This window comes from Bordetella ansorpii, from assembly GCF_900078705.1.
Lineage (GTDB): Bacteria > Pseudomonadota > Gammaproteobacteria > Burkholderiales > Burkholderiaceae_B > Bordetella > Bordetella ansorpii_A.
The window spans coordinates 278,877-291,822 of sequence record NZ_FKIF01000007.1; the positions used below are offsets into that span (position 1 = coordinate 278,877).

At 64.8% G+C, this 12,946-nt stretch carries 10 protein-coding genes; all 10 read left to right on the top strand.

Going from position 1 to position 12,946, the window contains the following annotated elements:
- Nucleotides 1-152 precede the first annotated feature (152 nt).
- The 10 genes from A6745_RS16995 (at nucleotide 153) to A6745_RS17040 (ending at nucleotide 12,939) form a co-directional block, all read left to right on the top strand.
- Nucleotides 153-893 carry an RNA polymerase sigma factor FliA gene (locus A6745_RS16995; protein WP_066129666.1) on the top strand — a complete coding sequence of 247 codons (741 nt, stop codon included), beginning with the start codon at nucleotides 153-155 and terminating at the stop codon, nucleotides 891-893.
- Nucleotides 894-1,119: 226 nt separating this feature from the next.
- Nucleotides 1,120-2,643, top strand: a complete 1,524-nt coding sequence (locus A6745_RS17000; protein ID WP_066129669.1) for a flagellin N-terminal helical domain-containing protein — start codon at nucleotides 1,120-1,122, stop codon at nucleotides 2,641-2,643.
- A gap of 205 nt (nucleotides 2,644-2,848) precedes the next feature.
- Complete coding sequence (locus A6745_RS17005; RefSeq protein ID WP_082853118.1) at nucleotides 2,849-6,523, top strand: O-linked N-acetylglucosamine transferase family protein; 3,675 nt, start codon at nucleotides 2,849-2,851, stop codon at nucleotides 6,521-6,523.
- 50 nt (nucleotides 6,524-6,573) lie between these two features.
- On the top strand, nucleotides 6,574-7,344 hold the full coding sequence (rfbF, locus tag A6745_RS17010) for a glucose-1-phosphate cytidylyltransferase (RefSeq protein WP_066129672.1): 771 nt from the start codon (nucleotides 6,574-6,576) through the stop codon (nucleotides 7,342-7,344).
- On the top strand, nucleotides 7,341-8,399 hold the full coding sequence (gene rfbG / locus A6745_RS17015) for a CDP-glucose 4,6-dehydratase (protein ID WP_082853119.1): 1,059 nt from the start codon (nucleotides 7,341-7,343) through the stop codon (nucleotides 8,397-8,399). The genes rfbF and rfbG overlap by 4 nt, the downstream gene beginning before the upstream one ends.
- Complete coding sequence (gene rfbC, locus A6745_RS17020) at nucleotides 8,396-8,953, top strand: dTDP-4-dehydrorhamnose 3,5-epimerase (protein ID WP_066129680.1); 558 nt, start codon at nucleotides 8,396-8,398, stop codon at nucleotides 8,951-8,953. The genes rfbG and rfbC overlap by 4 nt, the downstream gene beginning before the upstream one ends.
- Nucleotides 8,950-10,179 (top strand): class I SAM-dependent methyltransferase, encoded by a 1,230-nt coding sequence (locus A6745_RS17025; protein ID WP_066129683.1) that lies wholly within the window; start codon nucleotides 8,950-8,952, stop codon nucleotides 10,177-10,179. The genes rfbC and A6745_RS17025 overlap by 4 nt, the downstream gene beginning before the upstream one ends.
- Nucleotides 10,180-10,210: 31 nt before the next feature.
- Nucleotides 10,211-11,071, top strand: a complete 861-nt coding sequence (locus A6745_RS17030; protein ID WP_066129686.1) for an NAD-dependent epimerase/dehydratase family protein — start codon at nucleotides 10,211-10,213, stop codon at nucleotides 11,069-11,071.
- Nucleotides 11,068-11,850 (top strand): cephalosporin hydroxylase family protein, encoded by a 783-nt coding sequence (locus A6745_RS17035; RefSeq protein WP_066129688.1) that lies wholly within the window; start codon nucleotides 11,068-11,070, stop codon nucleotides 11,848-11,850. Before A6745_RS17030 ends, A6745_RS17035 begins: the two co-directional genes overlap by 4 nt.
- A 3-nt stretch (nucleotides 11,851-11,853) precedes the next feature.
- The gene (locus tag A6745_RS17040; protein WP_066129691.1) at nucleotides 11,854-12,939 is read left to right on the top strand and encodes a class I SAM-dependent methyltransferase; all 1,086 of its coding nucleotides are present in this window, start codon (nucleotides 11,854-11,856) and stop codon (nucleotides 12,937-12,939) included.
- Nucleotides 12,940-12,946: the final 7 nt, after the last annotated feature.

Below are 12,946 nucleotides of genomic sequence, written 5' to 3' on the forward strand. Positions count from 1 at the left end.
TTGCGTTCTTGCACGAATGAATCGTCGCGTTTCTCCGACAATCTCACCGCAAGAAAGACCCTTGCGGGCCGCGCCCACGACGGCGTGATCTGTGGCTCGTTTGCAACGCCATTGCCTGCGCACCGTGCGAGTCCCCCGCAGACAGACACTGAATGCTTAACGCCGAAGACAGCCTGGTTCATTACGCTCCGTTGGTTCGCAAGCTGGCCCTCCAGTTGCTTGCGCGCCTGCCGGCCAGCGTGCAGCTCGACGACCTGATCCAGGCCGGCATGATCGGGCTGCTGGACGCCGTCCGCCGCTACCAGGAAAACCCCGACGCACAATTCGAGACCTACGCCACGGCCCGCATCCGTGGCGCCATGCTCGACGAGCTGCGCAGCCAGGACTGGCTGCCGCGCAGCGTGCGCAGCAAGAGCCGCCGCATCGAGACCGCCATCCAGCGCCAGGAGCAGCTCCTGATGCGCCAGCCCAGCGAGACCGAGATCGCAACCGAACTGGGCGTGCCGCTGACCGAGTACCGTGAAATGCTGGCCGATGCGCAAGGCATCCAGATCCTGCACTACGAAGATTTCGGCCGTGAGGGCGAAGGCGACGGCCAGTGGTATGACGCCCCGGCGGGCGACCAGGCCACGCCGCTGGACAGCCTGCTGGCCGGCGACCTGCGCCGCGCCCTCATCCAGGCGATCGACGCCCTGCCCGAGCGCGAGAAGCTGCTGATGTCGCTCTGTTACGAGCAGGGCCTGAACCTGAAGGAAATCGGCGCCGTGCTCAACGTCACCGAGGCGCGCGTCTGCCAGTTGCGTTCGCAGGCCACGGCCCGCATCCGCGCTCACCTGAAAGAACAGGCCTGGCATCAACTGCCCTCGGACGTCCATCTCACGCAGGTCGTCTGACGCGCCCCGGCCCGGGCCGGCCAAGGCCGGCTTGCGGGCCGGCGCCCCAGGGGCAGCCTCCCCTGTTACAAAACTTCCCGCCGAAAAACACGAAATCCGCGAGCACATGCCCTAAAGCTTGCGATCAACGCGCCGTAACCCAGGCAGCGGGACAGTCCCTGGCCCGCCACGTAGGGCGGCCCGAGCTGCCCGGTTTGAAGAAGCCTTTCTCTCTTGGGAGCTATTCATGGCTGCTGTTATCAACACCAACTACTTGTCGCTGGTTGCACAAAACAACCTGAACAAGTCCCAGTCGGCGCTGGGTTCCGCCATCGAGCGCCTCTCGTCCGGCCTGCGCATCAACAGCGCCAAGGACGATGCCGCCGGTCAGGCCATCGCCAACCGCTTCACCGCCAACGTCAAGGGTCTGACCCAAGCCGCCCGCAATGCCAACGACGGCATCTCGCTGGCCCAGACGACCGAAGGCGCCCTGAACGAAATCAACAACAACCTGCAGCGCGTTCGCGAGCTGACCAACCAGGCCGCCAACGGCACGAACTCGGATTCGGACCTGGAATCGATCCAGGCTGAAATCACCCAGCGCCTGGACGAAATCACCCGCGTGTCGGAACAGACCCAGTTCAACGGCGTCAAGGTTCTGGCCAGCGACTCGAAGATCAAGATCCAGGTCGGCGCCAACGACGACGAAACGATCACGATCGACCTGAAGCAGATCAACGCCACGACCCTGGGTCTGGGCAAGCTGGACGTCGGCAACGCGATCAGCAGCAAGGGCTTCCAGAACGTCACCACCATCCAGGCCGGCACCTCGGCCAAGTGGACCGACTTCTCGTTCGCCACGGAAGGCGGCGGCACGTATCAACTGTACGTCGGTGAAGACAACCAGCTGTACGCTTCGGCCGACGGCTCGGTGTACTACACCGCCACGTACGATCCCAGCGCCGGCACCGTCACCGTGGGTGGCATCAGCGCCGCCATCACGACGGCCAACATCAACGCCAATGCCACCGAGTTCGACAACGGCGCTGGCGTGGTTCAGCTGTCCGTCGCCAAGAGCGCCGCTCTGGAAGAACCGGCCGCCCCGACCGTTGACTCGGTCTTCATGGTGAACGACCCCAGTGGCGCCACCACCGCCTACTACGTCCAGTCCGGCTCGACGTACTACAACGCCACGATCGACCTGGATACCGGCAAGGTCAGCGTTGACCTGGCTTCGGCCACCGGCTCCGCCACCGCCCTGACTGGCATCGCCACCGCCGGCGTCGAAGTTTCGGCCTCGCAAGTCCTGGCCGAAGCCGCTGCTCCGGCCGTGACCGCCGACCTGTCGGGCGTGTCGTTCTCGGGCACCAACAGCCTGGTCAAGGATGGCGACAACTACTACGTGAAGAACGTGGCCAACGGCGAAACGACGTACTACGCCGCCACCGTGAACGCCACCACGGGTGCCGTGTCGGCGACCGCCGGCAACGAAGTCCTGGTCGACCCGCTGGCTTCGATCGACAAGGCCCTGGCCTCCGTCGACTCGCTGCGTAGCGACCTGGGCGCGATCCAGAACCGTTTCGAATCGACCATCACGAACCTGAACAACACGGTGAACAACCTGTCCGCCGCCCGTTCGCGTATCGAAGATGCCGACTACGCCACGGAAGTGTCGAACATGACCAAGGCCCAGATCCTGCAACAGGCTGGCACCTCGGTTCTGGCCCAGGCCAACCAAGTTCCCCAGACCGTTCTGTCGCTGCTGCGCTAAGCACGGCTACGCGGTGGCCGGCCTCCATGGCCGCCACCGAACGGACAAAAGCCCCTGGCTTCGGCCAGGGGCTTTTTTTTGGCCGCCGTTGGCGCATGAAAGACACGTGCAAGGAAATACGGCCAATTTCCTTGGTTTACCGCGCAATTCGCCGCCCTGCCCGCCCCATACACTGCTGCGAGAACTCGTTTAGCGTCCTGCTTCCATGAAAAACAAACCCAACCGCCAACAGCTGCTCAAGAGCATTCCGCGAGCACAGGGCGCCATCGTCGCGCTGACCCTCGAACAGGCGCAGGAACGCACCCGCCGTTCGCCGGACGATGTCCACGCCTGGAAGGAGTTCGCCCGGAACCTGTTGCAGGTCAAGGAGTTCGACGAAGGCCGTTCGGCCGCACAGCAGGCTTGCGAGTTGGCGCCTCAGGACGCCCATGCACGCGCGCTGTTGGGCATGATCGAATTGCAGGCCGACAACCAGGCCGTGGCTCGCCAGCATTTCACGCAAGCCCTCGAACTGGACGAGAACTGCGTGCCGGGCCATCAAGGCATGGCGCATGTGCTGATGCACCTGAACGACAACATCGGGGCGCTGCACCATATCGAAGAATCCCTGAAGCACCGGCCCGAGGATCAATCCGCGCAAGCCACGCGCGCCATCATCCTGACCCGCCGCTTCAAATATGAAGAGGCCGAGGCCGCGCTGCGCAAGCTGATCGCCGAAGGGCAAAGTACCTTCGGGCAATGGACCAACCTCGGCAACATCAAGCGCGACCTTTGTCTGTTCGAGCAAGCCGAAGAGTGCTATAGGAAAGCGGTCGAGCTCATGCCCAAGAGCCCGTTCGCGCACTCGAATCTCGTCACGCTGATGCACTACATGCCCACGCGTACGCGCGAGGACATCCTGGCCGCCTGCAAGAACTGGGGCGCCATCTTCCTGCCCGAGACGCGCCAGGTGCGCCCGGTACCGGACGATCTGTCCCCAGACCGCCGCCTGCGCATCGGCCTGTTCTCGGACGGGTTCCGCCAGCATCCGGTGGGCGCCATGACGACCACCGCGCTCGAGCACCTGGACTCGATGGGCGTGGAACTCTACTGCTACACGACCAGCCCCGTCGTCGATCACCTGACGCAACGCCTGATGAATATCTCGGCGTCGTGGGTATCCACGGCCAAGATGACGGACGACCAGTTCACGCAGCGCGTCCGTGACGACAAGATCGACATCCTGATCGACCTGGCCGGCCACAATGCGGGTACGCGCATGCGCTCGATGGCCATGGAGCCCGCGCCGCTGCTGGTGAAATGGGTCGGTGGCCTGATCAACACGACGGGCGTCGACTTCATCGACTATCTGATCACCGACAGCATCGAAAGCCCCCCCGACAGCGACGGCTTCTATACCGAGAAGCTGATCCGCATGCCGGACGACTACATCTGCTACGTGCCGCCCCCCAAAGTGCCCGCGGTGGGCCCGTTGCCGGCGCTGAAGAACGGATACATCACGTTCGGCTGCTTCAACAACCCGACCAAGATCAACGACGTGCTGTTGACGGAATGGGCGCGCCTGATGATGCAGGTGCCCGATTCGCGGCTGCTGCTCAAGAGCGGCCCGTACGAAAGCCCCGACTTGCGCAAGCGTATCGTGGCCATCATGGCCGCCGAAGGCGTGGCCGAAGAGCGCGTGATGTTCGAGGGCCAGTCCCTGCATTACGACCTGTTCGGCCGTTACAACGACATCGACGTGGCGCTGGATCCCTGGCCCTATTCCGGCGGTTTGACCACCTGCGAAGCCATGCTGATGGGCGTGCCCGTCGTCAGCCTGCCAGGCCCGACGTTCGCCGGCCGGCACTCGGCCACGCACCTGGTCAACGCCGGCATGGCCGAACTGGTGGCCCAGGACTGGGACCAGTACCGTGCCCGTGCGCTGGAACTGGTGTCCGACCTGCAGGCGCTGGCCACCATCCGCAGCCACCTGCGCCAGATCCTGCTCGAATCCCCCATCTGCGACGGCAAGAAATTCGCCGGCCACCTGGGCGACGCCCTGCGGGCGATCTGGCAACGATACTGCGCCGGCCGCAAGCCCGCCGCGCTGGCCTTCACGCCCGACGGCCAGCCCTGGTTCGAGGACGACGACGCGCCGACCGTGGTGTCTCATCCCAAGGCGCAGACAGCGCAAGAGGACACGCAGTTCAGTTTCGCTTTCCAAGGACGCATCGTGACGCTGGACCATGGGGCCTCCATGGTGCGCGGCTGGAAGTACAAGGACCTGGCGCGCACCAAGACGCTGTCGATGATTGTCATCGACCCGGCCAGCAACACCCAGGATGCGGACAAGCTTCTGCATGACGGCCGCATCCAGCACTATCACACCGAATTCGCCCTGGGCGACGGGCAGCCCCGGACGCTGAACGCCTGCCTGGAAGCCTCGTTCTCCGGCACGCTGAATCTGCTGCCCCTCGATCAACAGCCCCCCTATTCGCGCGCAGGCGCCAACGTGCTGGCCCGGTTGCCCGTGCAGACGGTCAGGCTGGACGCCATCGAAGGCCTGGAACGGATCGACTGGCTGATCCTGGACGACAGGCATGACAGCCTGGCGATCCTGCGCGGCGCCGAAGGGCTGATGCCGGACATGCTGCTGGTGCATGCACGCGTCATGTTCATGCAGATCTACCAGGATCAGCCCGACCTGTCCTCGCTCATCGCCCAGATGGCGCGGTACGGCATGCGCCTGCTGCGTCTGGACGGCCTGCACCACCACAGCTCGCTGCCAGCCGAGACTCCGCTGAAACAGCCCTTCGGCGGCTCGCAACTGGTGCATGCCAACGCGTTGTTCGTGCCGGATGAGGCGCGCCTCGCTACCCTGGAACCGAACCAACTGCGCAAGCTGGCCTTCCTGCTGCACACGGTCTATCACGCCTCGGATCTGGCGTTCAATCTGCTGGCGCGCCTCGACGAGCCGTCGGCGACGCGATTCCTGCGCGCCAACGGCTTGCTGCGCGACGAAGAGCCGGAGGCCTCGACGCTCGACCTGCGCAACCGCATCGAGGTGCCCGCCATCCTGCTGGCCGAGCCCCCGCGCAAGGCCTGCGTCGGCGTTCCGGTCTATAACGAAGAGAAGTACATCGAGCACACGATCCGCAGCCTGCTCGCGCAGGACGCGGACGATGTCGGCTTCCTGATCTCGGACAACGCCTCGACCGACCGCACGCTCGAGATCGTCCAGGATCTGACCGGCGGCGATTCACGCTTCAAGCTGCATCGGCATGACCAGAACAAGGGCTCCATGACGAACTTCACGTTCGCTTTCATGGCCGCCCAGTCCGAGTACTTCATGTGGCTGGGCGGCCACGATTACCTGTCGCCCGACTATGTGTCGAACGCCATCAAGCGGCTGGACGAGAACGACAAGTTGTCCATGGTGTTCGGACGCCCCTATTCGGTCCATGAAGGCACCATCGAGCGGGAAATGCCCGCCGCCATCTACGAGTTCAATAGCGACAAGCCCGCGCAACGCTACCTCGACTCCGTGGTCAAGCTCGCCAACTGCACCATCATCCACTCGATGTTCCGGCGCGCGCACCTGCAGGATTGCGACATGCGCCAGACCATGTCGTGCGACCACGTCCTGATCAGCCACCTGCTGTGGAAGGGGCACCTCGAGTACATGAACAACGGTCCCAAGTACTTCCGGCGCTTCTTCAAGCAGCGCGCGGAGTCGGCGGCCGAACGCATCACCGGAAAGAAAGAGGCCCTGCCCGCATCCGGCCTCTATCGCTACTACCGCGACGACATCGCGACGCTGGCCCGCAGTCACATGCCTCCGGCTTCGATCGCGTCTTTCCAACACACCGTTCAGCAGGTCCTGGCAAAGCGGTTTCGCTGACAAAACGCACGCCCGATCGCCGGGCGCTTTTTTCGACGCAGGCATACATCATGAAAGCGGTGATTCTTGCCGGGGGCTACGGCACCCGGATCTCCGAAGAGTCGTATCTCAAGCCCAAGCCCATGATCGAGATCGGCGGCAAGCCGATTCTCTGGCATATCATGAAGACGTACTCGCATCACGGGATCAACGATTTCGTGATCTGCTGCGGGTACAAGGGGTACGTCATCAAGGAGTACTTCGCCAACTATTTCCTGCACATGTCCGACGTCACGTTCGACATGAGCCGCAACGCCATGGAAGTGCATCACCGCTATGCCGAGCCGTGGCGCGTGACGCTGGTGAACACCGGCGAGGATACCCTGACCGGCGGCCGCCTGAAGCGCGTGCGCGACCACCTGGACGATGAGCCCTTCTGCTTCACCTATGGCGACGGTGTCAGCGACATCGACATCCGCTCGCTGGTCGATTTCCACCTGAAGCATGGCAAGCCGGCGACCGTGACGGCCATCCAGCCGCCCGGCCGATACGGCGCCCTGGACATCGAGAACGACGCCGTCATGAGCTTCCGCGAGAAGCCCGCCGGCGACGGCGCCTGGATCAACGGCGGCTATTTCGTACTGAATCCCTCCGTGCTGGATTACATCGAGGGCGATCAGACCAGCTTCGAGAACGAGCCGCTCATGCGGCTGGCCGCCGAGCATCAACTGATGGTGCACCGCCATAGCGGTTTCTGGCAGGCCATGGACACCTTGCGCGACAAGAACCACCTCGAACAGCTCTGGTCGCAAGGCAATCCCCCCTGGAGAAAGTGGGAGTGAGCCCGTTCGGCGATATCTACCGCGGCCGGCGCGTCCTGGTGACGGGGCACACCGGTTTCAAGGGTAGCTGGCTGTCGTTGTGGCTGACGCGCCTGGGCGCCCAGGTGACGGGCATCGCCCTGCCCCCGGATGCGCGGCCCGCCCTGTTCGACGAACTGCGCCTGTCGCACGACATGGATAGCCGGCTGTGCGATATCCGCGATAGGGACGCCCTGGCCGCGATCGTCCGGGAAGCCCAGCCCGAGATCGTGCTGCACCTGGCGGCGCAGCCGCTGGTCCGGGCCAGCTACCGGGTGCCCGTCGAAACGTTCTCGACCAATGTGATGGGCACGGTGCACTTGCTGGACGCCGTGCGCCACGTGGACAGCGTCCGCGCCGTCGTGGCCGTCACGACCGACAAGGTCTACCGCAACCAGGAATGGCACTATCCGTACCGCGAGACGGACGCCCTGGGCGGACATGATCCCTACAGCGCCAGCAAGGCGGCCTGCGAGCTGGCGATCGCCTGCTATCGCGACGCCTTTCTGGCGGCCCAAGGCCTGGCTGTCGCCAGCGCGCGCGCCGGCAACGTGATCGGCGGCGGCGACTGGTCCGAGGACCGGCTGCTGCCCGACGCCATACGCGCCTGGCAGAGCGGCCAGCCCCTCGACATACGCCGTCCCGATGCCGTGCGTCCGTGGCAACACGTACTGGAGCCCCTGGCGGGCTATCTGCGACTTGCCCAGGAACTGTGGCAGCGCCCGGCCAGCGCCGGTGCGTACAACTTCGGCCCGGACGTGTCGGATGCCGCGCCGGTCAGGCATGTCGTGGAGCTGGCCCGCGCCGCCTACGGCAGCGGCGAGGTCCATTTTGGCACCGACAACGCCGGCCCCCATGAGGCGGGCCTGCTGAACCTCGACACCTCGCACAGCCGTGCCGTGCTGGGCCTGGCGCCCCGCTGGACCCTGGCCGAATCCGTGTCGCGCACGATGCATTGGTATCGCGCATTCGATTCGGGCACGAACGCCCGCCTGTTGTGTGAGGCCGACCTGAACGCCTACGAGGCGGCGGCATGAGCTTCACCGTCGATCCGACGCCGCTGGACGGACTGATGCTGATAAGGCGCAAGCGTATCGGCGATACGCGGGGCTTCTTCGCCCGCCTGTTCAGCCCGACCGAACTGCATGCTTGCGGGTGGCAGGGTTCCGTGGCGCAAGTCAATCACAGCTACACCTCGCGCCGGGGTTCGGTGCGCGGCATGCATTTCCAGCATCACCCGGATGCGGACGCCAAGCTCGTCCAGTGCATCCGCGGCGAGGTCTGGGACGTCGCGGTCGACCTGCGGCGCGGCTCCCCGACGTTTCTGCAGTGGCATGCCGAACGCCTGTCGGCCGAGAACGGACACGGCCTGTTCATTCCCGCGGGTTTCGCGCACGGGTTCCAGACGCTGACGGACGACGTGGAACTGATCTACTGCCACACCGCGCCCTACGTGCCCTCGTCCGAGGGCGGACTGCATCACCAGGATGAGCGGCTGGGCATCGCCTGGCCCGAACCCGTGACGGAAGTGTCCGACCGCGACCGCCGCCACGGGTTCATCGACTCCGAATTCCAAGGATTGGAACCATGAAGTGCCGCCATTGCAGCGCGGAACTGCGCTTGCCCTTTCTGGATCTGGGCAACGCCCCGCCATCCAATGCCTACCTGAAACCCGGCGACCTGAACCGCCCGGAAGTCTGGTTTCCGCTACGCCTGCTGGTCTGCGAAAGCTGCTGGCTGGTCCAGACCGAGGACTACGCGGGCCGCGAGGCGCTGTTCACCGAAGAATATGCCTACTTCAGTTCCTTCTCGCGCTCCTGGCTGGAGCACGCGCGGCGCTACGTCACCGACAGCATCGCGCGCTTCGGGCTGGGCGTCGACAGCAGGGTGGTCGAGATCGCCGCCAATGACGGCTATCTGCTGCAATACGTGAAGGACGCGGGCGTACCCTGCTACGGCATCGAGCCGACGGCCAGCACGGCCGCCGCCGCCCGCAAGCTCGGCCTGGACATCATCGAACAGTTCTTCGGCGTGGAGCTGGGCCAGGCGCTGGCGGAACAAGGCCGCGCGGCCGACCTGATGGCGGCCAACAACGTGCTGGCGCACGTCCCCGACATCAATGATTTCGTGGGCGGCTTCCGCTGCCTGCTCAAGCCGAGCGGCGTCGCGACGTTCGAGTTCCCGCACCTGCTGCGCATGGCCGCCGAGCACCAGTTCGACACGGCTTACCATGAGCACTACTCGTACCTGTCGCTGACCGCGGTGCACGCCATCTTCGCCGCCAACGGCCTGCAGGTATTCGACGTCCAGGAACTGCCCACGCACGGCGGCAGCCTGCGCGTGTATGCGCAACGCGCCGACACCGGCACGCATGCCGTGTCGGCCGGCGTAGCCGGCATGCTGGAACAAGAGGACGCCGCCGGCATCCGCACCCAGGCCTATTACCAGCGCTTCCAGGCCCACGCGAACCAGGCCAAGAACGGCTTGCTGTCGTTCCTGCTCACGGCCCGCGCCGAGGGCAAGCGGGTGGGCGCATACGGCGCGGCCGCCAAGGGCAATACCCTGCTGAACTATGCCGGCGTGCGCCCGGACCTGCTGCCTTACGTCGTGGACCGCAATCCCGCCAAGCAGGGCCAGCACCTGCCGGGCAGCCATATCCCGATCGTCGACGAAGAGGTGTTGCGGCAGGATCGGCCGCACTACATCCTGGTCCTGCCCTGGAACCTGAAGGCCGAGATCGGCGAGCAACTGGCGTATGCCCGCCAGCAGTGGGGCGCGCAGTTCGTCACGGCCATCCCTTCCCTGGCCATCAACTGACGCGGCACGCCGTGCAGCCCCCCTCCCTCCCATGAGCGACGCCCACGCCCTCCCGTCCGCCGCGCCGCGCCAGGTCATCGTCAGCGGCGCGACCGGCTTCATCGGCCAGTACGTCGTGCCCTTGCTGTTGCAGCGGGGCCATCGGGTCGTCGCCCTCGGGCGTGACAAGAACAAGGCGGCGCGCATGCCCTGGCATGCCCAGGTCGACTTCCATTGCGTGGACCTGCGCAGCCAGTCGTTCGGCTTCACGCCGCAGCCGGATGCCGGGTTGATACACCTGGCCTGGTCCGGCCTGCCGGACTACCGCTCGCTGTCCCACATCGAGGACAACCTGCCCGCCAGTTGCGGCTTGATACGCAAGCTGGTGGAGTCGGGCGTCAGCACCGTGCTGGTCACCGGCACCTGCCAGGAATACGGCATGCAGGACGGCCCCCTGGATGCCAGGACGCCCACCCGGCCCACCACGCCGTACGCCATCGCCAAGGACACGCTGCGCCAGTACCTGCAATGCCTGCAAGGCAGCACCGGGTTCTCGCTGCAATGGGCGCGGCTGTTCTACATGTACGGCGCGGGCCAGAATCCGCGCTCGATCCTGGCGCAGCTCGACCAGGCCATCGCCAACGGCGACGCCGTCTTCCGCATGAGTGGCGGAGAACAGCTGCGCGATTACCTGCCCGTGCAGGAAGTCGCGCGCCGCATCGTGGATCGTTTCGACAGTGGCCTGGACGGCCCCGTGAACATCTGCAGCGGCAAACCCATCTCCATCAGGCGACTGGTGGAGGAACGTATCGAACACGTCGGCTCCGACATACGGATTGAACTGGGGTACTACCCCTACCCGGACTATGAGCCCATGGCCTTCTGGGGCAAAAACGAGGATCAACAACCATGAGCGAACACGAAAAATTCAAAGCGGAATGCGCGGAAGAAGTGCGCGGCCAGGGCGCCGACGCGGAACTGCGCGCGCTGACCAACCAATGGATCTCCAAGGCGGCCGAGCACAAGTACTCGTATCACTTCGAATGGCTGGGCCGGCCCGTCATCCAGCATCCGCAGGACATGGTGGGCGTGCAGCAGTTGCTGTGGGCGGTGCAGCCGGACCTGATCATCGAGACCGGCATCGCGCGTGGCGGTTCGCTGATTTTCTATGCAAGCATTCTTGAATTGATCGCGCAGTGCGGCGGCAATCCGGACGCCAGGATCCTGGGGGTCGACATCGACATCCGGGCTCACAATCGCGAGGCCATCCTGGCCCATCCGATGGCACGCCGTATCGAGATGATCCAGGGCTCCAGCATCGCCCAGGAAACCTTCGAGCAGGTGCGGCGCGCCGCCGCCGGCAAGAAGAAGATCCTGATCTGCCTGGACAGTAACCACACGCACGACCACGTCCTGGAAGAACTGAAGCTGTACGCGCCCCTGACCAGCCCGGACAGCTACTGCATCGTGTTCGACACCATTGTCGAGGACCTGCCCGAGGACGTCGGCCCGCCCCGCCCCTGGAGCAAGGGCAACAACCCCAAGACCGCGGTCTGGGAGTACCTGAAGCTGCTGCAGGAACAGGACGTGCAGGCGGCCGATGGCCAGCGCCTGGCCCTGGAGATCGACCAGCAGATCGAGGACACGCTGCTGATCACCGTGGCGCCCAGCGGCTTCCTGCGCCGGGTCTGAAGCATGCCGAACGTGCTGGAAGTCCCGACCCTTCCCAACCGGCCGCTGCTTCGAGCCGACGAACCCGAAGTGATCGGCCGCATGCAGCTACGCCGCAACGTGGCGCTCGATTTCGTCGAGAATGCGGCGTTCTTGGCGGATCTCGCGGTGTATGACCAGGACTACCAGAACAGCCAGGCGCATTCCCCCCTGTTCCTGGCCCACATGCAGAACGTGCTGGCCCTGCTGAAGGCGCGCTTTCCGCGCGGCAGCAAGCTCGTGGAAGTGGGATGCGGGAAAGGCGATTTCGTCGAGCTCGCGCTTGCCGACGGGCATTTCGATGCCAGCGGCTATGACGCGACCTACGAGGGCGCCAACCCGCGCATCGAGAAACGCTACCTGGGCCCGGACGACCGCATACAGGCCGACGTCATCGTCCTGCGCCACGTGCTGGAACACATCCCCGCCCCGCATCGCTTCCTGGCGATGCTGCGAGACATATTCAAGACCGGCCACGTCTACATCGAAGTGCCCAGCCACGAATGGATCCTGACCCATCAGGCCTTCTTCGACATCACGTACGAACACGTCAACTATTTCACGCGCACGGCCTTGACCGGCCTGTTCGGCTCGACGGCCTCCACGCACGGACTGCTGTTCGGCGATCAATACCAGTACGTGCTGGCCGACATTTCCACGGTTTCCCAGGACTACGGCAGCCGTTACGACGACGCGTCGCAATGGCAGACGCTGGATTTCGACAGCCTGTTCCCCAGCCTGTCCTCGCGCATCGCCGAACTGGACGAGATGATCGCGGCGCCCGCCCGCCTTTACCTCTGGGGCGCCGCCACCAAGGGCTGCATGTTCCTGATGCATTGCCGCAACCAGCAACGGCTGCTGGACAAGATGGCTTACGTGGTGGACATCAATCCCGGCAAATGCGGCAAGTTCCTGCCCGGGTCCCGCATTCCGATCCAGGCCCCAGAAGCCCTGTATGCCGATGCCCGCGAAGGCGACGTGCTGGTGATCGCCAATCCGAACTACCAGCAGGAAATTGCCGCCACCCTGCAAGCCCACGGGCTGTCGGGCCTGAAGATCACCTGCCTGTAATCCAGAG